Consider the following 26120-nt stretch of genomic DNA (forward strand, 5'->3'; position numbering starts at 1 on the left):
ATGAACGAATTTTACCCTCTTGCAAGCGCCGCCGGGATGACCGTCGGCCTTGCCGTTTCTGCGCTGGCCGCAGGCCTGATTCTGGCGATGATATTCGCCGTCTGGGAGTCCGCCCGCTGGCGGCCGGTGGCCTGGCTCGGCACCGCGCTGGTGACGCTATTTCGCGGGCTGCCGGAAATCCTGGTGGTGCTGTTCGTCTATTTTGGCGCATCGCAGCTGTTGCTGACGCTTTCCGACGGCTTTACGCTACATCTGGGCTTCGCTTCGCTGCCGGTGCAGATGACGATTGAAAATTTCGACGTCAGCCCGTTTCTCTGCGGCGTAATCGCGCTGTCGATCCTTTATTCCTCTTACGCTTCGCAGACGCTGCGTGGCGCGCTGAAGGCGGTGCCTCAGGGACAGTGGGAGTCGGGCCAGGCGCTCGGCATGAAAACGCCGGCGATATTCTTCCGTCTGATCCTGCCGCAAATGTGGCGTCACGCGCTGCCGGGCCTGGGCAACCAGTGGCTGGTGCTGCTGAAGGATACGGCGCTGGTATCGCTGATCAGCGTTAACGATATTATGCTGCAAACCAAAAGCATCGCTTCGCGCACGCAGGAGCCTTTTACCTGGTACATGGTGGCAGCGGCAATTTATTTAATTATCACCCTGCTCAGCCAGCAGGTTTTAAAGCGTATCGAAGCGCGTACCACCCGTTTTGAGCAGGGGAATAACGGATGCTGAGCTATTTACCCGAGCTGCTGAAAGGGCTGCATACCAGCCTGACGCTAACGGTGGCCTCGCTGCTGCTGGCGCTGCTGCTGGCGTTGCTGTTTACGGTGATCCTGTCGCTGAAGATCCCGGTACTGAACGCTATCGTGCGCGGCTACATCACGCTGTTTACCGGCACGCCGCTGCTGGTGCAAATCTTTTTGATTTACTACGGGCCGGGACAGTTTCCTTCTATTCAGGCGATCCCGTGGCTATGGAACGGGCTTTCGCAGCCCTGGCTTTGCGCCCTCCTTGCGCTTTCGCTTAACAGCGCGGCCTATACCACCCAGCTGTTTTATGGCGCGGTCAGAGCTATTCCTGCCGGTCAGTGGCAGTCCTGCGCCGCGCTGGGGATGAACCGTAAAGATACGCTGCGTATTCTGCTGCCCTACGCGTTTAAACGCGCGCTTTCCTCTTATTCCAATGAGGTGGTGCTGGTATTTAAGAGCACCTCGCTGGCTTATACCATTACGCTAATGGAAGTGATGGGCCAGGGACAGCAGCTTTACGGGCGTACCTACGACGTAACGGTTTTTGCCGCAGCGGGCGTCATTTACCTGTGCGTTAACGGGCTGCTGACGCTGATGATGCGCCTGATAGAACGACGAGCGCTGGCTTTCGAGCGTCGTAGCTGAGCCTCCATGCCGGCGGCGGCATTCGCTAAATAACAGCGCTTAACCGTCAGTTAATCAGCGCATAACGCCGCGGCGGCAACCGTCATACTATCCCGATAATATTCACGCAAGGGCCGGAGACATGCTTAAGGTTTGCGTTTTTCTGCTTATCGGATTTGCTGCCAACGCGCTGGCCAGCGGCCCGCTTCGCTTTGCCACTTCGGCGACCTATCCGCCTTTTGTCTACCTGAATGCCGGGCAACAGCTGGTGGGGTTTGATATCGAGCTGGCAAAAGCCCTGTGCGCAAAAATAGCGCGGCAGTGTCTCTTTACCAATAATGATTTTGACCGCCTGCTGCCTTCGCTAAAATTCAACCGCTATGACGCGGTGATTTCCGGCCTGGATATTACCGAAGAGCGCCGGGAAGAGGCGGATTTCACCCAGCCCTATCTGGAAAGTTCCGGCATGGTGATTGCGGTTAAAGGCCGCTACGCCTCTTTAGCGCAGCTACGCGGCAAGCGCGTTGGCGTCGCCGATGCCACAACCTTACAGGCCTGGCTGCAAAGTTCCTGGCCGGATATCATTCCCGTCGCGTACGACAACTATCAGAATGCGCTTTTGGATATCCGCAGCGCCAGGCTCGACGCCATTTTTGGCGAGACGCCTTCCATGCAGGCCATCCTGAGAAGCAATCCCGGCCTGGTCGCCATAGGCAAGCCGATTAAGGATAATCGCTATTTCAGTGCAGGCCTGGGTATCGCGGTACGTAAAGGCGATAAGGCGCTGCTGGAGCAGCTGAATGGCGCGCTACAAAGCCTGAGCGATGAGGGTACGCTGCATATGCTGAAGCAACGCTGGCTTGGCCCGGCAGCCGACCTGCCTGCCGAGTCAGAGATGCCGTAGCAGCGTCAGGACTTCGCCGTGCGCGGTGTGCGGGAACATATCGAACAGCTGGACTTTAACAAGAGTGTATTCGCTCAGGCGGGCGATATCATCAGCCATGGTCTGCGCGTTACAGCTGGAATAAAGAATGAACGGCGGCGCCATACGGCTCAAATAATCGCAGAGCGCGGCGCCAATACCGCGACGCGGCGGATTGACCAGCACCAGATCGGGCGTGCTGACTTCGCCGGTAGCAAACGCCGTAGAGTCCAGCGCGGCGAAGCTGACTTTCTCCAGCCCCATTTTTTCCGCTGAACGTTTAGCGCAGGCGATGGCCTCCGCGCTGATTTCAATGCCGGTCAGCGACATCTCTGGCGTGGCGCAATGCAGGCCAAAGCCGCCTACGCCGCAGAACAGATCCCACATGCTTTTGACGTCCAGCTCGCTTACCCATGCTCTTGCCGTAGCGTACAGCGAGGCGGCTACCGCCGGGTTGGTCTGGAAAAAACTCTGCGGCCGGATCCACAGCGGCACGTCGTTAAGCTGGTCGGCCAGCGCCTGATTTTCCGTTAGCGGGATCTCTTCTTCGCCCTCCAGAATTGCCATATGCACCGGCTGGATATTGGCTGAAATCACGCTCAGCTGCGGCAGCTGCGCCTGCAGGACGGGCAGCGCGTTAGTCAGCTGGACCAGCTTCTCTTTGGATCGCAACACAAAGCGCAGCATCAGCTCGCCGCTGCGGCTGCTTTCCGTCAGCAGGATAAACTTCAACTCGCCGCGCTTGCGCGCCACGTTATACGGCGTCAGACCCGCGCGGGCGATAAAGGGTTTCAGCTGCGCAAATACCGCAGCGAAGCTGTCGGGATAAAGCGGACAGCCACAAAGATCGACCGGCGTACCGTCGCGATGCACAATGCCGAGCAGCGGGCGCTCCACGCTGCCGCTGACCACCATTTTCGCCTTGTTGCGAAAGCCCTGCTGCGCCGAAGTGACCGGCGGCAGCCATTCGCTGACCGCCTGCGCGGACAGAAGCCGTTGCAGCTCAGACTGCTTTTGAGCCAGCTGTTGCGAATAGGGGCGATCCAGCCACTGGCAGGAGCGGCAGCGATCGGCATCATAAAGGGCGCAGTGCATGTAAAATCTCGTCAAACAAAAGCGGGCGGGGATTGTACCACTGTGGGATCAGCGCTGCTGAAAAAAATCCCGGCTGCTGGCAGGGAAAAAGAGCAGCCCCAGCACCAGCAGGTCAGGTAGTTTTTGCGAGAGCAGCAGATGCCCCTCCTCGCCGCGCAGTGAAAATATTTCCGGGCCGATCCAGCCCGCCGAGGCCATCAGCATATAACCGATCGCGATCAGCTGCGAGCAGCCGTAGCCCAGGCGTCCCCAGCGGCGGCCATGCAGTAGCGCAAGCGCACAGCGCAGCTCAATAAAAAAGAGCAGCTGGCTGGCAATAAATATGAGGGTGGCGCTCCAGCTTTGTGCGGCAAGATGGATAACATTCAACAGCGTATCCAGCCCCATTTCATGCACTTCCAGCGCGACGCTCAGGCAGCGTGTCATAATGATAGCGATTGCCGCCACCACTACCGGGACGGGGATCTCGCAGGCTGGCTCCTGTTTCAGCACCTCTGACACCATTTTCTCCCGTCCATGCTCCGTTTTAGTGCAGGTGTGCCCGTGCAACGTTCCCCTGCCCCCGTTTGCTGTGCTTTCGGCAAAGGCTGTCGCCAGGTTAGCGCCAGAGAAAAACAAAGCGCGAGGCTTTCTTCGCTCAATCCTCTTTCCTGGCACGATAACTGCTTCTCACCTGTTGAATTAGCAGCAATTTATGTTTAGTCCAGTTTGCCAACAATTGCCACTGGATAAGATTTTTCGGATCGCTACTCGGGAGACAGAAATGGAGACTGGATCGGCAAAAGCTCGTGAACACTGGACGCCAGGCATTGGCGCTTACCTGGCCCTGATCGTGGCTATTCTCTTTTTTTCCGGCCTGTTTTTAAACGTGGAGGGGGCAAAATGGCTGGGCGCTTTTGACTTCACTACCCTCGGCGGCAAGTTCGGCACCATTAAGGATGCCGCGCGCGCCACCTTTCTCGGGGAAGGCGGTACGGGGGCTAAAGCTGGTTTCCTGTTTGCCCTTTCGCTGGTGCCGACGGTAATGCTGGCGCTGGGCCTGCTGGAAATCTTTACCCATTATGGTGCCATCCGCGCCGCTCATAAGCTGCTGACGCCGCTGTTAAAACCCCTGCTCGGTATTCCGGGACGCTGCGGGCTGGCATTGATCACCGATTTGCAAAGCACAGACGCGGGCGCGGCGCTGACCAAAGAGCTGCACGACGAGAAACAGATAGGAAAAAAGGACGTGGTGATTATGGCCGCCTGGCAATACTCCGGCGCGGGGCTGATTAACAACTATTTTGCCATTGGTTCAGCGCTGTTCGTCTCGCTTTCCGTCCCGGTGCTGGTGCCGCTGGTGCTGATGTTTGTATTGAAGTTTGTTGGCGCTGCCGTAGTGCGTCTGGTGTTAGCTACTGTTTATAAACAGGATTTCCAGCATGAAAAATAATCCGCCCGTTGCCGTTTCCCATAACCCTTTTGATGTGTTCGTCGTCGGTGCGCGAAAAGGGTTTCATATCGCGATTCATAATTTAATGCCTAACGTCATTATGGCGTACGTGATTGCCGAGATGCTTAACCTGCTGGGCGTGATGGCCTTTATTGGCAAGATCTTTGCCCCCGTGATGGGCCTGTTTGGGCTCCCGGGCGAAGCCGTGACGGTGCTGCTTACCGCCTGGCTTTCGTCGTCGGCCGGAACCGGCGTGGCGGTAAGCCTGCTGGCGAAAGGCGTGCTGACCGGCGGCGATATCACCATCCTGGCGCCGGCCATCTTTCTGATGGGATCGCAGCTGCAATATATGGGTCGCCTGCTGGGCGTGGCCGACGTGCCGAAAAAGCACTGGCCGCTACTGATGCTGACCAGCGTTCTGAATGCCGTTATCGCCATGCTGGTGATGCGTTTTATCGCTTAATGGAGGCTTTATCGTGTTAAAAGTTTTAGAACATTACGCCTTGCTGCATGAAATCCCGGAGCTGGGATTTGAAGAGTTTAAGACCTCCGCTTATCTGGGGCAGCAGCTGAAAGCCGCCGGTTTTCAGGTGACGGAAAACGTCAACGGTACAACCGGCATTGTTGCTCTGCTCGACAGCGGCGTACCCGGCCCGACGCTGGCGCTGCGCGCCGATATGGATGCGCTGGGGCATATCATCGACGGCGAGGCCTGTGCGCGCCATACCTGCGGGCACGACGCGCACTCCTCCGTGGTGCTGACCGCCGCGCAGGAGCTGAAAGCGGAAAACGCGGTTAAACGAGGCCGCCTGAAGCTCATTTTCCAGCCAGCGGAAGAGTTGGGCACCGGCGCGCTGGCAATGGTAGCTGGCGGCGCGGTCGAGGATGTGGATATGCTGCTGGGCTTTCATCTGCGTCCGGCGGAGGAGTGCGCCGTCGGCACCGCAATCCCCGCCATGTACTATTCCGCCTGCGTTACTCTTGAAGCCACCATCGGCGGACAAACCGCTCACGCCGCAAGGCCGCATTTAGGCATTAACGCGCTGGATGCCGCAGTCAGCGCTGTACAGGCTGTCAACGCCGTGCATATGGCGCCGGGTAAAAGCTGGAGCGCCAAGGCCACCCGATTTTTATGCGATGCAGGCGTCACTAACTCCGTGCCGGACACGGCGCGCGTAGTGTTTGACCTGCGCGCAGCGGAAAACGAGGATATGACGCAGCTGCAAGTTCGGGTGGAGCGAGCGATTACGCAAAGCGCGGCGGCCTACGGCGCCAGCGCGAAAATTGAAATCCTGAAAGCGATGCCTGCGGCCGAGATCGATGCGGAAATGACGGCGCTGGTGGCGGAAGCGATCAAAGAGGTGCTGGGTGAAACGGCGCTGATGCCGGCACGCTCAACGCCGGGCAGTGAGGATTTCTTCCACTATCCCGTGCAGCGTCCGGCTATCAAAGCGGGTTTCTGGGGGCTGGGCACCGGCCTGACGCCGGGTTTGCACCATCCGGATATGCGTTTTGACCTCGATGCGCTGCCGGTTGGGGTGAAAATCTTTAAGGCCTGCGTGATAAAGATTTTAGGCTAGCGGCGCCGCCAGGCCGATCGTCTCTGACCGGCCTGCCGTTTAATGACCTTTTTGCGCGCGCTGCGCATCCCGAATGCGCTGTTTCTCTTCGTGCGCCATAAACCGCCAGGCAATAAAGCCGACAATGCCCACCACAAACAGGATCAGCGACGCCAGCGCGTTAATTTCCGGATTAACGCCGCGCCGCACGGTGGCGAAAATTTGCATGGGCAGTGTGGTCGCGCCTGGCCCGGTAACGAAGCTGGCAATCACCAGATCGTCCAGCGACAGCGTAAAGGCCAGCAGCCAGCCGGTAACGATGGCAGGCGCGATCATCGGTACGGTGATCACAAAGAAGACCTTCAGCGGCGTGGCACCTAAATCCATTGCCGCTTCCTCAATAGAGCGATCCAGCTCGCGCAGACGGGCGTTGATCACTACCGCTACATAGGCCGTGCAGAAAGTGACGTGCGCCAGCCAGATAGTAAGCATGCCGCGATCGCCAGGCCAGCCAAAGGTATTGCCCATCGCCACAAACAGCAACAGCAGCGACAGCCCGGTGATCACGTCCGGCATCACCAGCGGCGCGGTAAGCATAAAGGCGAAACCAGTGGATCCCTTAAAGCGGCCGAAGCGGACGATGGCAACCGCCGCCATCGTGCCCAAAATCACCGCGGCCGTTGCCGACAGCGCGGCGATGGTCAGACTCAGCGTGACCGCGCTTATCATCGCATCGTCATGAAACAGCACGTTGTACCAGTGCAGCGAGAAGCTTTCCCATGCGGCCAGCTGCGATGAGTTAAAGGAATAGATCACCAGCAGCACCATCGGCGCGTACAGGAAGAAAAAGCAGACTATCAGGATTGCAATACGCCACGGAGAGCGCACGGTCGGCAAAGCACTCATGCTTTTTCTCCCAGCTCTTTGTTCTGATGCTTATGAAACCAAATGATAGGCAGGATCAGGATCAGCAGGATAATTACCGCCAGCGACGAGGCGACCGGCCAGTCGCGGTTGTTAAAGAACTCCTGCCACAGCACGCGGCCAATCATGATGCTGTCCGGGCCGCCGAGCAGTTCCGGAATAACGTATTCGCCAACTGCCGGAATAAACACCAGCATGGAGCCGGCGATAATGCCGCCTTTGGTCAGCGGCACTATTACGCTAAAGAACGTTTTCAGCGGACGGGCCCCTAAATCCAGCGAGGCTTCCACCAGCGAATAGTCGATACGGGTAAGTGCGGTGTAAATAGGCAGCACCATAAAAGGCAGATAGCAGTAGACGATGCCGATGTAGACCGCGAGATTGGTATAAAGGATTGCCACCGGATGATCGGTAATGCCGCTCCACATCAGAAAACGGTTCAGCACGCCGTTATCGTTCAGAATGCCCATCCAGGCATAAACGCGCACCAAAAAGGAAGTCCAGGAAGGCAGGATCACCAGCAGCAGCAGGATATTGCGGGTAGAAGGCGAACTGTACGCCACGGCCCACGCCAGCGGATAGCCGATAATCAGGCAGGCTACGGTAGAAATTGCCGCCACCTGGAGCGAGTGCAAATAGGCATCGATATAGAGCGGATCGTCCGTCAGCGTCAGATAGTTGCCAAAATTGATCACTGCGGTCAGCTGACCATCCGCCCAGCTGAACAGGTCCGTATAGGGTGGAATTGCCCGCGCAATATCGGCAAAGCTTATCTTCAGCACGATCAGAAACGGCAGCAGGAACAGCAGTACCAGCCAGAGATAAGGCAGCGCGATCGCCAGTTTGCGGCTTGAGCGCAGCCTGTTCAGCAATGCCGGACGTCCGGACGCAGTAACTTGAGTCATAAACGCCTCCCCTTATTGCGTCAGCACGACGCAGCTATCCGTGTCCCAGCAGAGGCGGACTTCGTCTCCCCAGGTGGGTGCCCCTTTACGGAAGCGATAGCCATTCTGCAACTGCGCGCTGATCATCTGGCCGCTGTGCAGGCGCACGTGGTAGATGGAGAGATCGCCCAGATAGGCAATATACACCACTTCGCCCACGGCAAAGTTACAGCCATCGGCGGGCACTTCATCGCTCAGCATGACTTTTTCCGGGCGCAGCGCCACGTGTACAGGCACGCCGTCCACAATGGATGCGTCGGAATCAACCTTCAGCGGATGGATCAGGCCAGGGCTGTCGATAATCAGGCCGTCTGGCTGACGCTCGCGCAGCATTCCCTGAAAAATATTTGCTGAACCGATAAACTCGGCGCTGTAGCGCGTAGTGGGATGCTCATAGATCTCTTCCGGCTCGCCGATCTGCACAAACTTGCCGCGATTCATGATGGCGATGCGTCCGGCCATCGTCATCGCTTCTTCCTGATCGTGAGTAACCATCACGCAAGTCGCGCCAACGCGTTCCAGAATATCCACCACCTCGAGCTGCATACGGTCACGCAGTTTTTTATCCAGCGCGCCCATCGGCTCGTCCAGCAGCAGCAGTTTAGGGCGTTTAGCCAGGCTGCGGGCCAGCGCCACTCGCTGCCGCTGTCCGCCGGAAAGCTGGTGCGGCTTGCGCTTTGCATACTCCTGCATATGCACCAGCGCCAGCATCTCGCTTACACGCTCGGCGATCTCGGCCTTGGGCAGCCGATCCTGTTTCAGGCCAAAGGCGATATTTTGCTCCACCGTCATATGCGGAAAAAGCGCATAGGACTGAAACATCATATTGACCGGGCGCTGATAGGGCGGCACGTGGGAAAGATCCTGACCATCCAGCATAATCTGCCCGGAGGTCGGCGCTTCAAACCCGGCGAGCATCCGCAGCAGCGTGGATTTGCCGCAGCCGGAAGCGCCCAGCAGCGCAAAGATCTCACCTTTGTAAATTGTCAGATTGACGTCGTCAACCGCGTGCTGTCCATCAAAGGACTTGGTCAGATTGCGAATTTCCAGCAGCGGCGTCACCGCCCTGCTGACTTTTTTTTGCGGACGAGGGATCGCGTCGTTCACTTCCATTACACTCCGGCGCTTTTAAACGGTCATGCCGTATAAAAAGAAAACAGAGGCGGGGTCGCCTCTGTGATAACTCAGTGAGGCTTCAGCTACTTGCCACTTTTAACTTTAGTCCATGCCCGCGTGCGCACACGATCGAGTTTCGGATCCTGGACTTTCAGCACAAACAATTTAGCCATCGTCTCGGGGTTGGGATAGATGCCCGGATTGTCGCGTACGCTCGCTTCCACTAACGGCACCGACGCTTTATTGCCGCTGGCGTAAAAAATCTTGTTGGAAATATTCGCCATCACGGCTGGCTCCATCAGATAGTTCAGAAACTGATAAGCTTCATCCATGTTCTTTGCATCTTTAGGAATGGCCAGCATATCGAAGAACGCCAGCGCGCCCTCTTTTGGAATGCTGTAGGCGATGTTCACGCCGTTTTTCGCGGCGTCAGCGCGATGCTTCGCCTGCAGCACGTCGCCCGCCCAGCCGATAGCCACGCAGGTATTGCCGTTCGCCAGATCGTTAATGTACTGCGAAGAGTGAAAATAACGGATGCTCGGACGCAGCTTCAGCAGCAGATCGGTCGCCGCGCCGGAATAATCTTTTGCATCGCTGCTGTTAGGATCTTTGCCCAGGTAGTTCAGAACGGTAGCAAAAATCTCTTCCGGTGCATCCAGGAAAGAGACGCCGCAGCTTTTAAGTTTTTCCAGATTCTCCGGCTTCAGCACCAGATCCCAGCTGTTAACCGGCGCATCTTTGCCCAGTGCGGCTTTCACCTTATCGACGTTATAACCAATGCCGGTGGTGGCCCAAAGATAAGGAATGGCGTATTTGTTGCCCGGATCGTGCTGCTCAACCTTTTTCAGCAAATCAGGATCGAGGTTTTTATAATTTGGCAGCTTGCTCTTATCCAGCGGCTGAAAGACGCCGGACTGTAGCTGGCGCGCCAGAAAACTGGAGGATGGCACCACGATATCGTAGCCGGTGCTGCCGGCCATCAGCTTGCCTTCCAGCACCTCGTTGGAGTCGAACACGTCATAGACAACTTTAATGCCGCTCTGCTTCTCAAAATCAGGCACGGTATTGGGCGCAATATAGTCGGACCAGTTATAGACATGTAGCGTCTTATCCGCCGCCGTGGCGCCAGCTGATACCGCCATCACCATGCCAGCAACCAAGCCTGACAACCATTTTTTACGCTGGTTGAACATGTTTTCCATCCTCCTGAACAGAGATAATTACGGCTAAAAGCGGGCCAACGGCGTTTCGCTCACTGTAAGGAATAGCCGCCGCGCTGTTAAATAGAAAAAACCTATACCTGCTGCGAGTTTGCATACAAAATGCAGTTTCGCAAGGATAGTCCCACAATGCAGGCCAGACCAGAGCCGGGCGCAAAAAACGCCTTTTATCGAGATTCGCCTGGTTTTACTCTATGCAAGCGAGCCGGGAGCGGTAAAACGGCGCAGAAAATAGGGGAAAAGCGGCCCTGAGCCAGCATAAAAGCGGGAAAAGCACGGGGGAAAACTGAAGGAAATCGCCGGATGCGGCATTAAACGGGGAAATATGCGTCAGTCAGGGCCACCAGGCCCTGAAATAATGGCTGTAAATCAGTGCAGCATGGAGTGAGTAGTGATGATTTCGCCGCGATCTTCCTCTTCGCTCATCATCAGCAGATGATTGGCAAAGGCCTCCATCACTACCATTGAAATCTGCTCTTCACTCTGCTTCATAAAATGCACGAACTGCCCGTAGGTCAGGCCAGCCGTGATGGTAAGCGACTGACAGACAATCAGCTTGGGCAGATTATCATCCTGGATATCAACGAAAGCTTTCACCGTCAGCGAACTGGCGTTGATCTGCGACAGATCGCCCACCAGCGGGATCAGTGCAGTTGGTTTGACCTCCGCCAGCGCGGAAAACAGAATAACGTTGTCCACCAGATCCAGCTTGGCATCAAACACCCCGTCGAAATTCTGCATATGCGGCAGGTGAAGCGCCTGACAGGAATCGCACTCAAACCAGGTGATGCTCTGCTGATCCAGCCAACGTCGTAAAAGCTCGATATCGGGAACGACGAGTGAATCCATGTAATTGGTCTCTTACTGCCTTAAAATTGCGCCCTAGCTTACGGAAAAAAGCCCCTGAACACCACGACTGTGTAGTAAATATCAGGTCAACCGCCGGTTTTCAGACAGAAGCCAGGCTTCGCCTGCTGCTCAATCCAGGCGATCATCTGCGTGGCAATATCCCTACCCGTGGTCTTTTCGATGCCTTCCAGGCCCGGTGAAGCATTAACTTCCATTACCAGTGGCCCGCGCCCGGCGCGTAAAATATCCACGCCCGCCACGTCCAGACCCAGCGTCGCCGCCGCGTGTACGGCAATTTCCCGCTCGCTGTCGGTAATCTCCACCCTACGCGCTTTGCCGCCACGATGCAGGTTCGAGCGAAACTCGCCTTCCCTGGCCTGCCGTTCAATAGCCGCCACTACCCTGCCGCCGATCACCAGGCAGCGGATATCACTGCCCCTGGCTTCCTTGATAAATTCCTGCACCAGAATATGCGCGTTAAGGCCGCGGAAGGCGTCAATCACGCTTTCGGCCGCCTGACGCGTCTCCGCCAGCACCACGCCGATGCCCTGCGTGCCCTCTACCAGCTTGACGACCAGCGGCGCGCCGCCCACCATCTTAATCAGATCGCTGGTATCGTCTGGCGAATGCGCAAAGCCCGTAATCGGCATGGGAATACCTTCCCTGGCAAGCAGCTGCAAAGAACGCAGCTTGTCGCGCGCGCGGGTGATAGCGACCGATTCGTTAAGCGGATAGCTGCCACAAACCTCAAACTGCCGCAAAACTGCCGTGCCGTAAAAGGTAATAGCCGGTCCAATGCGTGGGATAACCGCATCATAATGGCTCAGCTGTCGGCCCTGGTAGTGAATGGCCGAGGATCCGGGATTGATATTCATATAGCAGGACAGCGGATCGATAACTTCAACGCTGTGACCGCGTAGCTGAGCGGCTGCCAGCAGCCGCTTGCAGGAATAGAGCGAGCCGTCCCGGGAAAGAATCGCTATTTTCACCCGATTTCTCCGAAAGGGTTTTAACGGGTTGCCCATCCTTGCTTATGCAGGTAATCCAGCATAAACGGACGACTTTCTTTAATAATGGTTTTCTGGATATGTTCGCTCCAGCTTTCACGCCGCGCGTTGCTTTCACGCGTCAGATAATACGCCTCGTGCTGGACGTCATAAGCGGCCAGCGTGTCCGGGTCGATCGGCTGATAGCGATTCTCGTGAACCAGCATAGCCGCCGGCATACGGGGTTTTAACTGCGGGATCTGTTCAGGCCAGCCCAGGCACAGCCCAAACAGCGGCAGCACGAACTTCGGCAGGCCCAACAGCTCGGTGACTTCGGCGATGCTGTTACGGATGCCGCCGATATAAACGCCGCCCAGCCCCAGCGATTCTGCGGCCACCAGCGCGTTTTGCCCCATCAGCGCGGTATCCACGCAGCCCAGCAGCAGCTGCTCCGCCAGGCCCAGCTGCGCTTCCGGACAGATCTGCTGATGACGGTTAAAATCGGCGCAAAAAACCCAAAACTCGGCGGCCTGACCAACATATTTTTGTCCGCCAGTCAGCTCGACCAGCTTCTCACGCGCCGCTTTGTCGGTGATGCGGATAATGGAAGAACACTGCAAAAAGCTGGAGCTGGAAGCCGCCTGTGCGGCCGCGATAATCGCCTCTCGTTCAGCCTCGCCGATGGGCTGGTCGGTAAAAGATCGGATAGAACGGTGGGAGCAAAGTAGCTCAATGGTCGGCGTCATGCTTCTCTCCTGGTGAGGATTTTTCAGACAAGTTAAACAGCTCCGGCGCCATCGCTTTCGCCGTACGCCACATCATCACTATGGCGGCGGGCAGCATTATTATAAGGCCAACGATAAGCAGGATCGTGGCAGCAAAGGCCCCGGAAAAGGATGCAGGCAAGGGTAGCACTTGATGCAGCGCTAAGTAAGAGAGCAGCAGGATAATTCCGCCCAGCGCCTCCGCAATCAACACTGGTTCAGGCATGTTACTAAAGGTTAAACCGCCCATATTGCCTCCGTCTCCGGGGGTTAAGCGTTCATATAGCGTAACCGGTTTATCTCTATATAGATGAAACGAATCGAAACGACAGGTAATTCCTTCTTTCTTTCACCTGCGGAAGTGGGCATGATAAGCGCCATTACATGATAAGTTGTGATGTACATCACACTAAATCTGACCTTTGAGGAGAACCCTATGTTTGCCGTAATTTTTGGACGTCCTGGCTGTCCTTATTGTGTCCGCGCTAAAGAACTGGCTGAAAAACTGACCGAAGAGCGTGAAGATTTCAACTTCCGCTACGTGGATATCCACGCTGAAGGCATCACCAAAGCCGATCTGGAAAAAACCGTGGGCAAACCGGTGGAAACCGTACCGCAGATTTTCCTCGACCAGACCCACATTGGCGGCTGCACCGATTTTGAAGCCTACGCTAAAGAAAACCTGGGCCTGTTCCAGTAAGACTTCCTGCTCCTGACTTCTGTTGGGATGATAAAAAAGAGGGCCGCTATGCGGCCCTCTTTTTTTTGCCAGCGGTGCTTAGCCGTGCGAATGCCAGAACAGCGTGCGGCAGAGCATAACGACCAGCGCGCCGGAACCGCACCAGAATATTGCGCTGGTATCAAACGCCAGCTCCTGCAACGGTGCGTGATAGTGCAGCGAATAGTAGTGCAGAAAAATCAGGCAAAGCGGCGTAGCCAATAAAGCGCCCAATAACGCTATCGTCAGCGGGTGCTCTTTTGATGTTAACGCCGCGATAGCGCCCGGCAGCGTAAACATCAACAGGCCCGGCCTCGCCTGTGCCCAGGCCGTTCCCTCTATGACCATACCGTAACGTACCGCCAGAAAAACGATGCTGTAGAGAACAAAACTAAACGCTACGCTTGTCCAGGACATACCCTTAAACATAATAGGATCTTCTCTCGGTAATTAATGTTATCACCTGGCCGGAATGACGCCGGACTGATTTTCCCTGTTCTAAACAAACAAAAGCCATGGCTTTTACTGGCTGAAAAAGCGTGAAGCGATTAAAATGACGACCGTTTTATTTGGCTCTGGGCTGTAATTCGCGGAAATTCCTGAATGTTGCCACTGCTCTGATGGCAGTGCAATAAATTTAGCGTAAAACACCCTTTAATTCAACACCTTACTAGTAAACAAGAAGTTAAACCGTGAATATAAACGTCGCAGATTTGTTAAGTGGAAATGACATTCTGTTATTATTCGTCGTACTGGCGCTCGGTCTCTGTCTGGGTAAATTGCGCCTGGGTTCAGTCCAACTGGGTAATTCTATTGGCGTTTTAGTTGTTTCTCTTCTGCTTGGCCAGCAGCATTTTACGATGAACCCCAACGCGCTTAATCTCGGTTTTATGTTATTTATTTTTTGTGTGGGTGTGGAAGCCGGGCCGAATTTTTTCTCTATTTTCTTTCGCGACGGCAAAAATTATCTGATGCTGGCGCTGGTCATGGTTTCCAGCGCGGTGCTGATTGCGCTGGGGCTGGGCAAACTCTTTGGCTGGGATATCGGTCTGACGGCCGGTATGCTGGCAGGCTCAATGACGTCCACGCCGGTACTGGTGGGGGCTGGCGACACGCTGCGTCATACCTATCCCAGCGGTGCGATGCTGAGCCAGGCGCAGAATAACCTCAGCCTGGGCTACGCGCTGACTTACCTGGTCGGGCTGGTCAGCCTGATTTTCGGCGCACGCTATCTTCCCCGCCTTCAGCACCAGGATTTGCCGACCAGCGCGCAGCAGATTGCCCGCGAGCGTGGCCTGGATGCCGAACAGCGCAAGGTTTACCTGCCGGTGATCCGCGCCTATCGCGTAGGGCCAGAGCTGGTCGCCTGGATTGACGGTAAGAACCTGCGCGAGCTGGGCATCTATCGGCAAACCGGCTGCTATATAGAGCGTATCCGCCGCAACGGCATTCTTGCCAACCCTGACGGCGATGCCGTCCTGCAGCAGGGAGACGAGATTTCATTAGTGGGCTACCCGGATGCGCATTCCCGTCTCGATCCCAGCTTCCGCAACGGCAAAGAGGTTTTCGATCGCGATCTTTTGGATATGCGCATCATCACCGAAGAGATTGTGGTCAAAAACAATAACGCCGTGAACAGAAGGCTCAGCCAGCTCAAGTTGACGGATCACGGCTGCTTTCTGAACCGCGTGATCCGTAGCCAGATTGAAATGCCTATTGATGACAGCATTATTTTAAACAAAGGCGACGTGCTGCAAATCAGCGGCGAAGCGCGGCGGGTGAAGTCGGTGGCTGACAAAATCGGCTTTATCTCTATCCACAGCCAGGTTACCGATCTTCTGGCCTTTTGCGCCTTCTTTATTATCGGACTGATGGTGGGCATGGTCACCTTTCAGTTCAGCCGCTTTAGCTTTAGCGTGGGCAACGCGGCTGGCCTGCTGTTCGCCGGGATCATGCTGGGCTTTCTGCGGGCGAACCATCCGACCTTTGGCTATATCCCGCAGGGTGCCTTAACGATGGTGAAAGAGTTTGGCCTGATGGTATTTATGGCCGGCGTTGGATTAAGCGCGGGCAGCGGTCTTTCGCACGGCATGGGCGATACCGGTCTGCTGATGCTGGCGGCCGGCCTGATGGTCAGCCTGCTGCCAGTGGTGATCAGCTTTGTTTTTGGCGCCTGGGTACTGAAAATGAACCGCGCCTTGCTGTTTGGCGCCATTATGGGCGCTCGCACCTGTGCACCAGCCATGGAAATTATCAGCGATACGGCCCGCAGCAATATTCCGGCCCTCGGCTATGCGGGCACTTACGCTATCGCTAACGTCCTGCTCACGCTGGCCGGAACGTTAATCGTGCTGATCTGGCCAATGATTGGCGGCTAAAATAATTTCCGATTGTTTGCGAACTTTTGCTGTTGCCCGCAGTCATAATTAATGCCACTGCTTTTCTTTGAAATCCCCCGGATTGTGGAGCCCGTTAATCTTATGATTGACGGGTTTTTTTCTTTTTGTTTTCCGCTCTTCCCTGCCCGCTCCCTTTTTTCTGTCCTCGATCCTTAACGAAACCACAACCGCTAACGGAATTAAGAGCGAGCCTATTTCACTTTTATTGGGCCGCTTCTACTTTATGTGGCTGCCTTCAGGGATGCCGTGACAAGCTGGCAGCATAGCCAGCGCGCGAACCTCTGACCGGATTGAGACACTTTATGGCCGCCACCGGCCCGTTTTTACTTTCAGGCACGTCAGGTGCCGCTGAACGAGATAAGGAAATAACCATGCTGGAAGCGCTAAACCGGTCGCTGTTTCTCTGGATTAACGCCACGCCCGACACGCCCGCCTGGTTGATATCGCTGGCTACCCTGGTGGCTCGCGATCTGATCACCATTGTGCCCGTACTCATTGTCGCGCTGTGGCTGTGGGGGCCGAGAAGTCAGGTTGGCTCACAGCGCCGGCTGGTCCTGAAAACCGCTCTCGCCCTGGCCTGCGCCTTAACCATATCCTGGCTAATCGGCAGCCTGTATCCTCATCCACGCCCCTTTGTTATCGGGCTGGGCTATCAGTTTCTTGCGCACGAGGCGACGGAATCCTATCCCAGCAATCATGGCACTATTATTTTCACTTTTGCCATCGCCTTTTTCTGCTGGCATCGCGCCTGGTCTGGCGTAGTGCTGCTGGCGGCCGGTCTGGCAATTGCCTGGTCACGCATTTTCCTGGGCGTTCACTGGCCAATGGATATGCTGGGCGGCCTGCTGCTGGGGATGCTCTCCTGCCTGGTGGCGCAGGTTACGTGGCATTTTTGCGGCCAGCGCTTATTGCATAATATTTCTTCGCTTTACCGCCTCTTGTTTGCTTTCCCAATTCGCAAAGGCTGGGTGCGTGAATAATACTTTGCCAGATTAATTATAATAATCAGGCCGAAGCAACGGCTCACATTATCGACATAATATTGCGCAACAGGCCGAAATATTAAACGCCTTTTATTCGTCCGTTGCGCAAATGAATAGAGTTAACCATACGCATTGAAGCTTAATTTTTAAGTTATTGATTTATAAATATAAAAACCATTAAGACTGTAAGCACCCATGAAAGCCTGTTATTTAACCAATCGCGCATCTGCCAGATTTGGTTTTAATGACTATAGTAACCGCTTCCATTCAGCACTTCTTATGGCGCTAACCTTCCCATTCAGACGATCGCGCTGTAAAGACGCCAGGTAATCCCCTTATCTGAGATCTCTGCTTTCTAATTTTCCCTTTCTTCTTCTTTTTCTGGTGGTAGAGTGTTGCTCGCCTCAGTCAGAATAGTTAATTACGCCTGATGAGAGCCGTTTTCCTGTTTTACGTTCAGGTTATTTAGCTCACTATTTTCAACCGGGAGATTGTCAATGGAATCCACTAAAACGGCTACGCTGCCGTCAACGGACGCATCGACAGAGTGGCGCAAAAGCGACACCACGTGGATGCTCGGCCTTTACGGCACGGCTATCGGTGCTGGCGTGCTGTTTTTACCGATCAATGCCGGTATCGGCGGGCTGATCCCCCTGCTTATTATGGCGGCCCTGGCTTTTCCTATGACTTTCTTCGCCCATCGTGGTCTCTGTCGCTTTGTGCTTTCCGGACGCGGCGATCGGGATATTACCGGCGTGGTGGAAGAACATTTCGGTGCGGGCGCGGGCACGCTGCTCACCCTGCTCTATTTCTTTGCTATCTATCCTATCCTGCTGGTTTATAGCGTGGCTATCACCAACACCGTAGAGAGCTTTATCAGCCATCAGCTCCATTTATCGCCGCCGCCCAGAGCGCTGCTGTCGCTGATTTTGATTGCGGGTTTGATGGCTATCGTGCGCTTCGGCAAAGAGACCATCGTTAAAACCATGAGCGTGCTGGTTTATCCTTTTGTCCTGGTGCTGATGGCGCTGGCGCTCTTTTTGATCCCACACTGGAACAGCACGATTTTTCATCATGCGGAAGGCAGCAGCAAGGGCCTGTGGATGACGCTTTGGCTGGCTATCCCGGTCATGGTGTTTTCTTTTAATCATTCACCGATTATTTCGGCTTTTGCGGTAGCAAAGCGTCAGGAATATGGCGATAACGCGGCAAAAAAGTGCGCGCGCATTCTGGCCCGCAGTCATCTGATGATGGTAGTGACGGTGATGTTTTTCGTCTTCAGCTGTGTGCTTAGCCTGTCGCCGGAAAACCTGGCGGAAGCGAAAGAGCAGAACATCTCTATTCTTTCTTATCTGGCTAACCATTTTAATACCCCGCTGATGGGCTGGCTTGCGCCGCTGATCGCGATGGTCGCTATTACCAAATCGTTTCTGGGCCACTATCTGGGCGCGCGAGAAGGCTTTAACGGCCTGATCGCCAGGACTTTCCGCCAGCCGCCGGCGGAAAACAAACTGAACCGGATAACGGCAGTCTTTATGTTTCTGACCACCTGGCTGGTAGCAACCAAAAACCCCAGCATTCTGGGGATGATTGAAACGCTGGGCGGGCCTGTAATTGCCGTGCTGCTTTTCCTGATGCCGATGTACGCGATTAACAAGGTGCCGTCGATGCGCCAGTACAGCGGGAAAATCAGCAACGTATTTGTGGTGCTGACGGGCCTGATTGCCATTTCGGCTATCGCTTACGACCTGTTCTGACCAGGGATGCGCCACGGATGGCGCCGCAGCATACCGATATTAAGCGCTTAGCCTAACCATTTGCCGAACCAGCCGTGCAGCTTCATCAGCACAAAATCCCACATCCGGCTAAAGACGCTTCCCTCTTTTACCTCATCCATCGCCACCAGCGGACGTTGCTCAATAGTTTTACCGTTCAGCTGAAAGTCAATGGTGCCGACAATCTGATTTTTCTTTAGCGGCGCCGTCAGCTGCGGCTCGTTGAGCGTAAAGCTCGCTTTCAGCTCCTTTGTCCGATCTTTTGGCAAGGTTATCGCTGCATCTTCCGCCACGCCCAGGCGCACCTCTTTCCGATCTCCGAACCAGACCCGCTGCGAAGCAAAGGGTTTGTCGGCTTTTATCGGCGTGATAGTTTCGTAAAAACGGAAACCCCACGTCAGCAGTTTTTCGCTTTCGCGAAAGCGTATGGCGTCGGTTGCTGCGCCTAGCACCACGGAGATCAGCCGCTGTTCTCCTTGCGTCGCTGAAGCGACCAGGTTGTTTCCCGCTCCGGCGGTATGGCCGGTTTTGATGCCGTCTACCTGCAGATTTGTGCTCCACAGCAGACGGTTACGATTGTGCTGTTTAATATTATTGAACGTAAATTCTTTCTCTTTATGCAGCGCGTATTCTGCCGGCACGTCGCGGATCAAAGCCTGACCAAGCAGCGCCATATCACGGGCGGTGCTGTACTGGCCGTCTGCATCCAGCCCGTGTACGGTTTTAAAATGCGTGTTTTTTAGCCCCAGCGCCTGAACGTAATTGTTCATCAGCCCCACAAAGGCATCCTGGCTTCCCGCCACGTAATCCGCCAGCGCAATGCTGGCATCGTTGCCGGACTGGATCACCACGCCTTTATTCAGTTCGGCGACGGGAATGCGATCGCCCGGTTTTAAAAACATCAGCGAAGAGCCTTTCAGTATAGGGTTACCGGTAGCCCAGGCATCCTTGCCGATGGTGACCAGATCGTCATCGTGAATTTTCCCTGCTTTCATTGCCTGTCCGATAACATAGCTGGCCATGATTTTGGTCAGGCTGGCCGGATCGTGACGCTCGTCCGCATTGGATGCGGTTAGTACCTTACCGCTGTGATAGTCCATCAGGATCCAGGCTTTGGCCTCAACCTGTGGCGGCACAGGAGCATCCGCTGCGCGGCTGGTGAAAGAGGCGGCGAGCAACAACACAGAGAGCGTGGCAGCGTGAATTCCGGCGGAGAGGCGCATCATGGTCATGGCGGTTTCTGGCTATCCTTATGAAAAATAAAAGCTTGTCGCATTTACGGGCGAAGAGTCTTTTACGCTAGCGTTTATGGTCGCTAAAAAGAACCTTGATTCAGTAAAGTTTTTTAAAATTTATTAGAGAAACTCACCCCACCACAGGGCGTTAGTCTGATTTTGCAGCAGGCTGTTAAGTCCGTCACAAAACTTAGCTAATCTGAATTCAGTCTCTTGATGGAGTCAACATGATGGATTTAGCCCTGTTCGATCTTGATGAAACGCTTATTTGCGAAGACAGCGCCAGCCTGTGGTGCCGCTGGCTGGTTTCGCAAGGGTATGCGCCGGCCGCGCTGGTAGAGCAGGAAAGAGCGTTGATGGTTCGTTACCGCGAGGGTCTGCTGTCGGCAGAGGAGTATATGCAGGCGACGCTAACGCCGCTGGCAGGAATGGGGACACTTACCGTTGCCGGCTGGGTCAGGCGTTTTATTCAGCGCGATATCCTGCCTCGCCTCTACCCTGCCGCGCGCGAAAAGCTGGCGTGGCACCAGCAGCGTGGCGATAAAGTGATGGTGATGTCGCCAGGCGGCGATCATCTGGCGATGCCTATCGCGCAGCAGCTTGGCGCAGATGGCGCGCTGGCTGTTGGCGTGGAGATCGTCAACGATCGCTACAGCGGCCGCCCCTGCGGCGTAAGCAATCACGGCAGGGATGCGACGGCGAGACTGACGGACTGGCTGGCGCTACAGGATGACGCGCGGTTTACGCAAATCTGGGCCTATGGCGATTCCATTAACGATCTGCCGCTGCTGGAACGTGCCGATCGCGCCCACGTTATTAATCCAGCGGAACCGCTTTATCAGCTGGCGCTACAGCGCGGCTGGGAAGTGTGCCGCTGGATAAAATAGCGTGCCGGCCTCGCTTTCCCTGGTAAACCGGCCTCCTGGCCGGTTTTACTTCGGCGCAATTCGCAGCAGTTTGCCATCTGTTTCATCCGTTAAGACGTACAGATAGCCGTCAGGGCCGGTGCGCACGTCACGAATGCGCTCGCCGCGATCCTTAAGCAGGCGGGCTTGCTCCGTCACCTTTTCGCCGTCCACGGTCAGATGGATAAGACTTTTGTCTTTCAGCGCGCCGATAAAGAGCGAGTTTTTCCATGCCGGAAAGCGATCGCCCTGATAAAACGCCATTCCGCTGAGCGCAGGCGAAACCTTCCAGTAAAGCTGCGGCTGAACCGTATTCGGTGCTTCGCCGCCCTGAGAACCGGGCACTTTGTCGCCGCCATAATCTATGCCCCAGGTCGCCAGCGGCCAGCCGTAGTTTTCTCCCTTACGCAGAAGATTAATCTCATCGCCGCCGCGCGGGCCGTGCTCATTTTCCCACACTTCCCGCGTCGTTGGATTCAGCGCCAGCCCCTGCGGATTGCGCATGCCGTATGTCCAGATTTCAGGCCTTGCGTCCTTTTGCTGCACAAATGGATTATCTTCAGGCACGCTGCCATCCGCTTTCAGCCGCACAATTTTGCCGGTGAGCGTTTTAAGATCCTGCGCCGTGGCGGCCTGAAAATTATCGCCAAAGCTGATGTAGAGATAGCCTTTGTCATCAAAAAGCAGCCGTGAACCTAAGTTGGCGCCGCCTGAAAGTTTCGGTGCCTGCCGCAGCACAACGCGAAAGCTCTCAAGCCCGGAACGGGCTTTATTAAGCCTGCCGTAACCTACAACCGCGCCGGCACGCCCCTCTTTATCTGCCTCCGTATAGCTGAGCCAGACCCGACGGCTTTGCGCAAAATCAGGCGCCAGCGCGATATCCAGCAGGCCGCCCTGTCGTTTGGCCCAGACCTGGGGTACGCCCGTCAGCGGCGCCGACAGCCCTTTTCCCTGCTGCCACAGGCGAAGCTGCCCGTCACGTTCGGTGATCAGCAGTCCCTGCTCTTCCGGCAGAAAGGCGATGCCCCAGGGATGATGCAATCCTTTTTGGAGTTCGGTCACGGTAACTTCTTCGCCCACAGCCATTCCCGTGGTCAAAAGCGAGACGCTCAGCAGGCACGTTTGCAACAGTCGGGACATACTTTTTCTCCAGATAAGAGGGGCTGAAATAACTCTGGCACAGATGCTTTTCAGGCGGGCTACCTTTACAAAAATTCAAAATTGATAGCAGATTCAATTAACTCGATCGCCTAAAAAAAGTACTGGATATTTAAACAGTCAACTGTATAATATTTCTACTGCCCGCTCGGGTGTCTTTTGAAAAGCTTGGGGGTAAAACCTATGATGATTTCGACAGAAAACCTCAGCTCGCTGAATCAATCGGTCACGATGAGCAGCCGGGAAATCGCTCAGTTAACTGGTATTCCGCACGGCGAAGTAAAACGGCTGATCAAAACGCTGGAAACCACCCAGCGTCTTTCTCAACCGCTGACGATTGGTGTTTACGAGCGTGACGGCGAAACGCGTCAGGAATATTGCCTGAACAAGCGCGATTCGTTACTGGCCGTGGCACGTCTTGCGCCCGCGTTTATTACCCAGGCGCTGGACAGCTGGCAGGAGCGCGAGAGAAGTACTCGCCTGCCGGATTTCACCAATCCCGCGGCGGCGGCGCGTGCCTGGGCCGAACAGTTTGAACAGCGTCAGGCAGCCGAGCAGCAGCTTGCCCTTTTCGCCCCAAAGGCAGAATTTTTTGACCGGTTTGTGCAGGTGGAAGATTCTCTGGGTTTTCGCCAGCTCTGCAAAATGCTGAAGGTGAAAGAGCCTGAATTTCGTCAGTTCCTGTTTGAACGCAATATTATGTACCGCGCCAACGGCACGCTGATGCCGCAGCAGCATCATGTGCAGGCGGGCTACTTCACGGTGCGCACCAGCGTGGGTGAAAACCTGCACGCCTTCTCGCAGGCGCGCTTTACCGCTAAAGGCGTGAAATGGGTGACTAACCTGTGGGCAGCGCATCTTGCTGCACAGCCAAAAGGCGCAGCGGCGTAACCGCAGCAATCGGCCATGGACTGGCCGGGTTATAGCATGTTGTAACTATGATCGAATGACTGCTACTCCGGCCAAAAATAATCCGCAGCACGCCCGTTTTCAGAACCGTCTTTTATGCTGAGCCTGTCCCTTCCGCTTGCCGGTTATCCTGTCTGAAACTGTTTGCAGTTTGTCAGGCTTCAGGGGGCGTTTTGTGCTGACGTTATCTTTCGTTTGATAATTCCCTGCCTGAAACCAGGGTGCAGTTAATTACAGGAAAAGCTCGTTGCCTGTTGTAGCCGGGCGCTGTGAATCATCCCGCCTGAAGATTTGTAATGCACCTCAGGGTTCAGAAAAGTCTGTTTTTACAGGCATATTTATTGAGGCTATTTTGTCCAGTTTTAAGCGCTTTTCAGCGCCATGCCTGCTTCCGCACGCGTTTTGACGCGCGCTGTATCTGCTTGTTTTTCTGGCCTCCGGCCCGGCTAAACGAGAACTTATCGTGTTTACCTTCCCATTTTTACCAATTTCTACCAGGCTTATTGCGTTGCTTAACTAACGTAATCTACCAGGAGGTAAACATGTTTCATCATTCATCGAAACTGCAATATCCGGTAAAAGTCGACAAGCCCGATCCAGAATTTGCCATGCTGTTGCAGCAGGCCATCGGCGGTGTCGAAGGGGAAATACGCGTTGCTATGCAATATTTTTTCCAGGCGATGGGGACTCGCGGCGATCCACGCATTAAAGATTTGCTGATCTCCACCGCTACCGAAGAGCTGGCTCATATCGAAATGCTTGGTCATGCCGTCGCGCTTAATCTTGAAGGGGCACCGCTTTCCTATCAGGAAGAATCGGCGAAGGATCCGGTAGTTAACGCTATCCTGGGCGGCATGAATCCGCGTCATATTCTGTCGTCAGGCCTGGCGGCCATGCCCGTCAACGCTAACGGGATGTCTTTTGATATGAGTCACATTTACGCTTCCGGTAACGTTGCTGCGGATATGCTGGCTAACGTTACCGCAGAGGCTACCGGCCGCGTGCTGGCAACCCGTTTGTATAACCTGACGGAAGACAAAGGTATGAAGGATTTCCTTTCTTTCCTGATTGCCCGCGATACCATGCACCAACAGCAGTGGCTGGCGGTAATTGAGGATATGGGCGGCATCGGTGCGTCTATGCCTGTTCCGAACAGCTTCCCGCAGTCTGAGGAGGCGCAGGAGCACTCTTATTACTGTCTGAACACTTCACTGGATAAACCGCTGCCAAAAGGCCGCTGGAGTGAAGGCCCGGCCTACGACGGCGTGGGGCAGTTTACCGCGAAAGAGAAACCGGACATCCTGGGACAGGAACCTGTCCTCGGCCCGGCCAGACCGGGATCCGGCGCGCAGAAAGAGCAGATCCAGCCGGGCGCTCCGCTGGAAAAATAATGCTGTATGCAGGCCGCTTAATTGCGGCCTTTTTAACGTTTAACAGCGTTAGCCATATTTCGCCTGATGGGCTTTTTTACGTTTCAGGTAATCTTCGTCCTCACGAAGCTTATCCCATCGGGCTTTAAAAATAGCCGCCGCTTCCGCTTTCTCTTCATTAACGTGATAAGGCAGCACCTGCCGATCTTCGTCATATTTACGGCCGCCTTTATGATTGGCGTAGCGCCTGGCTCGCGTATAGCCCATCTGAATAAATTTTCGCGCCATGTCCATACCGACAAAATCATCTTTTGCACGGTACTCTTCAAACAGCTCCATAATTTTTTTAGCCGAGGCTTCCGCAATGGCGGGCGTTTTGAAACGCCAGTGCGGTAATATTTCGCCTTTATAAGGCTCGACCATCAGGACGCCCTGTTCACCGCGCCCAACCTGATACAGCTCAGGATGCTGGCGAAAATCGATGGTTTTAAAATCCTGCTCGTAATCAAATTCCTTCACGGCCCACCTCTGGGTAAAAAGGTAAGCCTGGCACAGGAAAAGAAAAAGGCGCCAGCATGGCTCAGTTTTTCAGTTTAGGATCCAGCGCGTCACGCAGCCCGTCGCCCAGCAGATTAAATGCCAGCACGGTCAAAAAGATGGCGAGGCTGGGGAAAATCGCCACGTGCGGCGCCATCACCATATCCGCGCGCGCCTCGTTCAGCATCGCGCCCCATTCTGGCGTCGGCGGCTGCGCGCCCAGCCCCAAAAAAGAGAGGCTGGCGGCGGTGATAATCGAGGTGCCGATACGCATGGTGAAATAAACCACTACAGAGGAGAGCGTGCCCGGCAAAATATGACGCAGGATAACAGTGACATCGGAAGCGCCAATGCTTCTGGCGGATTCAATGTATGTCATCTGTTTCAGCACCAGCGTGTTACCACGCACCAGACGCGCAAAGGCGGGGATACTAAAAATAGCCACGGCGATAACCACGTTCGCCATACCGCTGCCCATAATAGCGACCACGGCAATCGCCAATAAAATGCCGGGGAAAGCGAAAAGCACGTCGCTGATGCGCATAATAATGCGATCCCACCAGCCTTCATAATAGCCCGCCAGCAACCCCAGCAGCGTACCGATGGCCGCGCCGATCGCTACCGAAAAAAAGCCGGAAATCAGCGATAAACGTGTTCCCAGCAGCACGCGGCTAAAAATATCGCGGCCCAGCGAATCGACGCCGAACCAGTGCATCGCCGATGGCCCTTCCGTCAGGCGATCGTAATCAAAGTAGTTTTCCGCGTCGAAGGGCGCCAGCCACGGCGCCACAAAGGCAACCGCAATCAGCAGGATAATGAAGAGGCCGGCCGTCATCGCCACCGGCTGGCGACGAAAGCGCCGCCAAAATTCCCGCCACGGCGTGCGGACGCGATGCTGCTTTATTGTTGGCATCGCGGCCAGGGCCGCGCTACGTCGCCAGTTTTTCATCGCCCGT

The 26120-nt window shown here is 55.2% G+C and carries 28 protein-coding genes; 13 read left to right on the top strand and 15 right to left on the bottom strand.

The genetic code is table 11. From position 1 onward, the window contains the following. The 3 genes from artQ to EGK14_RS09010 all read left to right on the top strand — a co-directional run bounded on the left by artQ (nucleotide 1) and on the right by EGK14_RS09010 (nucleotide 2268). On the top strand, nucleotides 1-723 hold the full coding sequence (gene artQ, locus EGK14_RS09000) for an arginine ABC transporter permease ArtQ (protein ID WP_125288751.1): 723 nt from the start codon (nucleotides 1-3) through the stop codon (nucleotides 721-723). Continuing rightward, a complete protein-coding gene (artM, locus tag EGK14_RS09005; RefSeq protein ID WP_125288752.1) occupies nucleotides 717-1385 on the top strand; it encodes an arginine ABC transporter permease ArtM in 669 nt (222 codons plus the stop codon). Before artQ ends, artM begins: the two co-directional genes overlap by 7 nt. Before the next feature lie 121 nt (nucleotides 1386-1506). Further along, on the top strand, nucleotides 1507-2268 hold the full coding sequence (locus EGK14_RS09010; RefSeq protein ID WP_125288753.1) for a transporter substrate-binding domain-containing protein: 762 nt from the start codon (nucleotides 1507-1509) through the stop codon (nucleotides 2266-2268). Here the strand turns inward: EGK14_RS09010 and rlmC are convergent. Then, nucleotides 2254-3381, bottom strand: coding sequence for a 23S rRNA (uracil(747)-C(5))-methyltransferase RlmC (gene rlmC, locus EGK14_RS09015; protein WP_125288754.1), 1128 nt, complete (start codon nucleotides 3379-3381; stop codon nucleotides 2254-2256). The genes EGK14_RS09010 and rlmC overlap by 15 nt on opposite strands. A 48-nt stretch (nucleotides 3382-3429) precedes the next feature. Further along, a complete protein-coding gene (locus tag EGK14_RS09020) occupies nucleotides 3430-3882 on the bottom strand; it encodes a YbjO family protein (protein WP_370256232.1) in 453 nt (150 codons plus the stop codon). A 262-nt stretch (nucleotides 3883-4144) separates the two neighbouring features. Here EGK14_RS09020 and EGK14_RS09025 point away from each other — a divergent pair, with 262 nt between their 5' ends. From EGK14_RS09025 to EGK14_RS09035, 3 genes are read left to right on the top strand one after another with little or no spacing between them, the layout of a single operon-like run. After that, complete coding sequence (locus tag EGK14_RS09025) at nucleotides 4145-4813, top strand: nucleoside recognition domain-containing protein (RefSeq protein WP_125288756.1); 669 nt, start codon at nucleotides 4145-4147, stop codon at nucleotides 4811-4813. Next, on the top strand, nucleotides 4803-5276 hold the full coding sequence (locus EGK14_RS09030; protein WP_125288757.1) for a YjiG family protein: 474 nt from the start codon (nucleotides 4803-4805) through the stop codon (nucleotides 5274-5276). Before EGK14_RS09025 ends, EGK14_RS09030 begins: the two co-directional genes overlap by 11 nt. A gap of 13 nt (nucleotides 5277-5289) precedes the next feature. Next, nucleotides 5290-6393: a M20 peptidase aminoacylase family protein gene (locus EGK14_RS09035; protein WP_125288758.1), complete on the top strand. Its 1104-nt coding sequence runs from the start codon at nucleotides 5290-5292 to the stop codon at nucleotides 6391-6393. Between the two features lie 39 nt (nucleotides 6394-6432). Here EGK14_RS09035 and potI read toward each other — a convergent pair whose 3' ends face one another. From potI to EGK14_RS09075, 8 genes are all read right to left on the bottom strand, one after another. After that, nucleotides 6433-7278, bottom strand: a complete 846-nt coding sequence (potI, locus tag EGK14_RS09040; RefSeq protein WP_125288759.1) for a putrescine ABC transporter permease PotI — start codon at nucleotides 7276-7278, stop codon at nucleotides 6433-6435. Then, nucleotides 7275-8201 (bottom strand): putrescine ABC transporter permease PotH, encoded by a 927-nt coding sequence (potH, locus tag EGK14_RS09045; RefSeq protein WP_125288760.1) that lies wholly within the window; start codon nucleotides 8199-8201, stop codon nucleotides 7275-7277. The genes potI and potH overlap by 4 nt, the downstream gene beginning before the upstream one ends. 12 nt (nucleotides 8202-8213) lie before the next feature. Further along, complete coding sequence (gene potG, locus EGK14_RS09050) at nucleotides 8214-9347, bottom strand: putrescine ABC transporter ATP-binding subunit PotG (protein ID WP_125288891.1); 1134 nt, start codon at nucleotides 9345-9347, stop codon at nucleotides 8214-8216. A gap of 92 nt (nucleotides 9348-9439) precedes the next feature. Next, a complete protein-coding gene (gene potF / locus EGK14_RS09055; protein WP_125288892.1) occupies nucleotides 9440-10549 on the bottom strand; it encodes a spermidine/putrescine ABC transporter substrate-binding protein PotF in 1110 nt (369 codons plus the stop codon). Between the two features lie 396 nt (nucleotides 10550-10945). Beyond that, complete coding sequence (locus tag EGK14_RS09060; RefSeq protein ID WP_125288761.1) at nucleotides 10946-11425, bottom strand: YbjN domain-containing protein; 480 nt, start codon at nucleotides 11423-11425, stop codon at nucleotides 10946-10948. A gap of 86 nt (nucleotides 11426-11511) precedes the next feature. Further along, entirely contained in the window at nucleotides 11512-12414 is a 903-nt protein-coding gene (rimK, locus tag EGK14_RS09065) for a 30S ribosomal protein S6--L-glutamate ligase (protein WP_125288762.1), read from the bottom strand. A 20-nt stretch (nucleotides 12415-12434) separates the two neighbouring features. Then, a complete protein-coding gene (gene nfsA, locus EGK14_RS09070; protein ID WP_125288763.1) occupies nucleotides 12435-13157 on the bottom strand; it encodes an oxygen-insensitive NADPH nitroreductase in 723 nt (240 codons plus the stop codon). Further along, complete coding sequence (locus EGK14_RS09075; protein WP_125288764.1) at nucleotides 13141-13425, bottom strand: DUF1418 family protein; 285 nt, start codon at nucleotides 13423-13425, stop codon at nucleotides 13141-13143. The genes nfsA and EGK14_RS09075 overlap by 17 nt, the downstream gene beginning before the upstream one ends. A gap of 186 nt (nucleotides 13426-13611) precedes the next feature. On the opposite strand from EGK14_RS09075, the gene EGK14_RS09080 reads away from it, so the two are divergent. After that, on the top strand, nucleotides 13612-13875 hold the full coding sequence (locus EGK14_RS09080) for a GrxA family glutaredoxin (protein ID WP_125288765.1): 264 nt from the start codon (nucleotides 13612-13614) through the stop codon (nucleotides 13873-13875). A gap of 78 nt (nucleotides 13876-13953) precedes the next feature. Here the strand turns inward: EGK14_RS09080 and ybjM are convergent, their stop codons facing one another. After that, entirely contained in the window at nucleotides 13954-14322 is a 369-nt protein-coding gene (gene ybjM / locus EGK14_RS09085; protein WP_233598464.1) for an inner membrane protein YbjM, read from the bottom strand. A gap of 263 nt (nucleotides 14323-14585) precedes the next feature. Here ybjM and EGK14_RS09090 point away from each other — a divergent pair, with 263 nt between their 5' ends. From EGK14_RS09090 to EGK14_RS09100, 3 genes are all read left to right on the top strand, one after another. Then, nucleotides 14586-16271 (top strand): aspartate:alanine antiporter, encoded by a 1686-nt coding sequence (locus EGK14_RS09090; protein ID WP_125288766.1) that lies wholly within the window; start codon nucleotides 14586-14588, stop codon nucleotides 16269-16271. A 395-nt stretch (nucleotides 16272-16666) separates the two neighbouring features. Next, nucleotides 16667-17272 carry an undecaprenyl-diphosphate phosphatase gene (ybjG, locus tag EGK14_RS09095; RefSeq protein WP_125288894.1) on the top strand — a complete coding sequence of 202 codons (606 nt, stop codon included), beginning with the start codon at nucleotides 16667-16669 and terminating at the stop codon, nucleotides 17270-17272. Between the two features lie 500 nt (nucleotides 17273-17772). Further along, the gene (locus EGK14_RS09100; protein WP_125288767.1) at nucleotides 17773-19032 is read left to right on the top strand and encodes an HAAAP family serine/threonine permease; all 1260 of its coding nucleotides are present in this window, start codon (nucleotides 17773-17775) and stop codon (nucleotides 19030-19032) included. Nucleotides 19033-19079: 47 nt separating this feature from the next. Here EGK14_RS09100 and EGK14_RS09105 read toward each other — a convergent pair whose 3' ends face one another. Continuing rightward, a complete protein-coding gene (locus EGK14_RS09105; RefSeq protein WP_125288768.1) occupies nucleotides 19080-20282 on the bottom strand; it encodes a serine hydrolase in 1203 nt (400 codons plus the stop codon). A 233-nt stretch (nucleotides 20283-20515) separates the two neighbouring features. On the opposite strand from EGK14_RS09105, the gene EGK14_RS09110 reads away from it, so the two are divergent. Next, complete coding sequence (locus EGK14_RS09110; protein WP_125288895.1) at nucleotides 20516-21172, top strand: HAD family phosphatase; 657 nt, start codon at nucleotides 20516-20518, stop codon at nucleotides 21170-21172. Nucleotides 21173-21217: 45 nt separating this feature from the next. Here the strand turns inward: EGK14_RS09110 and EGK14_RS09115 are convergent, their stop codons facing one another. Beyond that, nucleotides 21218-22330, bottom strand: a complete 1113-nt coding sequence (locus EGK14_RS09115; protein WP_125288769.1) for a PQQ-dependent sugar dehydrogenase — start codon at nucleotides 22328-22330, stop codon at nucleotides 21218-21220. A gap of 201 nt (nucleotides 22331-22531) precedes the next feature. Here EGK14_RS09115 and EGK14_RS09120 point away from each other — a divergent pair, with 201 nt between their 5' ends. Together EGK14_RS09120 and EGK14_RS09125 are read left to right on the top strand one after the other, a co-directional pair. Beyond that, nucleotides 22532-23239 (top strand): phage antirepressor KilAC domain-containing protein, encoded by a 708-nt coding sequence (locus tag EGK14_RS09120; RefSeq protein WP_125288770.1) that lies wholly within the window; start codon nucleotides 22532-22534, stop codon nucleotides 23237-23239. 560 nt (nucleotides 23240-23799) lie between these two features. After that, nucleotides 23800-24648: a manganese catalase family protein gene (locus EGK14_RS09125; RefSeq protein ID WP_125288771.1), complete on the top strand. Its 849-nt coding sequence runs from the start codon at nucleotides 23800-23802 to the stop codon at nucleotides 24646-24648. A gap of 48 nt (nucleotides 24649-24696) precedes the next feature. Here EGK14_RS09125 and EGK14_RS09130 read toward each other — a convergent pair whose 3' ends face one another. Then, nucleotides 24697-25146 carry a DUF4385 domain-containing protein gene (locus EGK14_RS09130; protein WP_125288772.1) on the bottom strand — a complete coding sequence of 150 codons (450 nt, stop codon included), beginning with the start codon at nucleotides 25144-25146 and terminating at the stop codon, nucleotides 24697-24699. Nucleotides 25147-25207: 61 nt separating this feature from the next. Then, nucleotides 25208-26113 carry a glutathione ABC transporter permease GsiD gene (gene gsiD / locus EGK14_RS09135; protein WP_125288773.1) on the bottom strand — a complete coding sequence of 302 codons (906 nt, stop codon included), beginning with the start codon at nucleotides 26111-26113 and terminating at the stop codon, nucleotides 25208-25210. Between the last annotated feature and the right edge of the window lie 7 nt (nucleotides 26114-26120).

Origin of the sequence: Erwinia sp. 198 (genome assembly GCF_003937915.1) — a bacterium.
GTDB lineage: Bacteria > Pseudomonadota > Gammaproteobacteria > Enterobacterales > Enterobacteriaceae > Erwinia > Erwinia aeris.

Bases quoted from the DNA above. Each gene is read 5' to 3' on its own strand.
- EGK14_RS09025 (WP_125288756.1), top strand. From the start codon at position 4,145: ATGGAGACTGGATCGGCAAAAGCTCGTGAACACTGGACGCCAGGCATT.
- EGK14_RS09060 (WP_125288761.1), bottom strand. From the start codon at position 11,425: ATGGATTCACTCGTCGTTCCCGATATCGAGCTTTTACGACGTTGGCTG.
- EGK14_RS09125 (WP_125288771.1), top strand. From the start codon at position 23,800: ATGTTTCATCATTCATCGAAACTGCAATATCCGGTAAAAGTCGACAAG.
- potH (WP_125288760.1), bottom strand. From the start codon at position 8,201: ATGACTCAAGTTACTGCGTCCGGACGTCCGGCATTGCTGAACAGGCTG.
- potI (WP_125288759.1), bottom strand. From the start codon at position 7,278: ATGAGTGCTTTGCCGACCGTGCGCTCTCCGTGGCGTATTGCAATCCTG.
- EGK14_RS09010 (WP_125288753.1), top strand. From the start codon at position 1,507: ATGCTTAAGGTTTGCGTTTTTCTGCTTATCGGATTTGCTGCCAACGCG.
- ybjM (WP_233598464.1), bottom strand. From the start codon at position 14,322: ATGTTTAAGGGTATGTCCTGGACAAGCGTAGCGTTTAGTTTTGTTCTC.
- EGK14_RS09030 (WP_125288757.1), top strand. From the start codon at position 4,803: ATGAAAAATAATCCGCCCGTTGCCGTTTCCCATAACCCTTTTGATGTG.
- EGK14_RS09110 (WP_125288895.1), top strand. From the start codon at position 20,516: ATGGATTTAGCCCTGTTCGATCTTGATGAAACGCTTATTTGCGAAGAC.
- EGK14_RS09075 (WP_125288764.1), bottom strand. From the start codon at position 13,425: ATGGGCGGTTTAACCTTTAGTAACATGCCTGAACCAGTGTTGATTGCG.
- EGK14_RS09100 (WP_125288767.1), top strand. From the start codon at position 17,773: ATGGAATCCACTAAAACGGCTACGCTGCCGTCAACGGACGCATCGACA.
- EGK14_RS09120 (WP_125288770.1), top strand. From the start codon at position 22,532: ATGATGATTTCGACAGAAAACCTCAGCTCGCTGAATCAATCGGTCACG.
- rlmC (WP_125288754.1), bottom strand. From the start codon at position 3,381: ATGCACTGCGCCCTTTATGATGCCGATCGCTGCCGCTCCTGCCAGTGG.
- EGK14_RS09080 (WP_125288765.1), top strand. From the start codon at position 13,612: ATGTTTGCCGTAATTTTTGGACGTCCTGGCTGTCCTTATTGTGTCCGC.
- artQ (WP_125288751.1), top strand. From the start codon at position 1: ATGAACGAATTTTACCCTCTTGCAAGCGCCGCCGGGATGACCGTCGGC.
- potF (WP_125288892.1), bottom strand. From the start codon at position 10,549: ATGTTCAACCAGCGTAAAAAATGGTTGTCAGGCTTGGTTGCTGGCATG.
- nfsA (WP_125288763.1), bottom strand. From the start codon at position 13,157: ATGACGCCGACCATTGAGCTACTTTGCTCCCACCGTTCTATCCGATCT.
- gsiD (WP_125288773.1), bottom strand. From the start codon at position 26,113: ATGAAAAACTGGCGACGTAGCGCGGCCCTGGCCGCGATGCCAACAATA.
- EGK14_RS09115 (WP_125288769.1), bottom strand. From the start codon at position 22,330: ATGTCCCGACTGTTGCAAACGTGCCTGCTGAGCGTCTCGCTTTTGACC.
- artM (WP_125288752.1), top strand. From the start codon at position 717: ATGCTGAGCTATTTACCCGAGCTGCTGAAAGGGCTGCATACCAGCCTG.
- EGK14_RS09105 (WP_125288768.1), bottom strand. From the start codon at position 20,282: ATGACCATGATGCGCCTCTCCGCCGGAATTCACGCTGCCACGCTCTCT.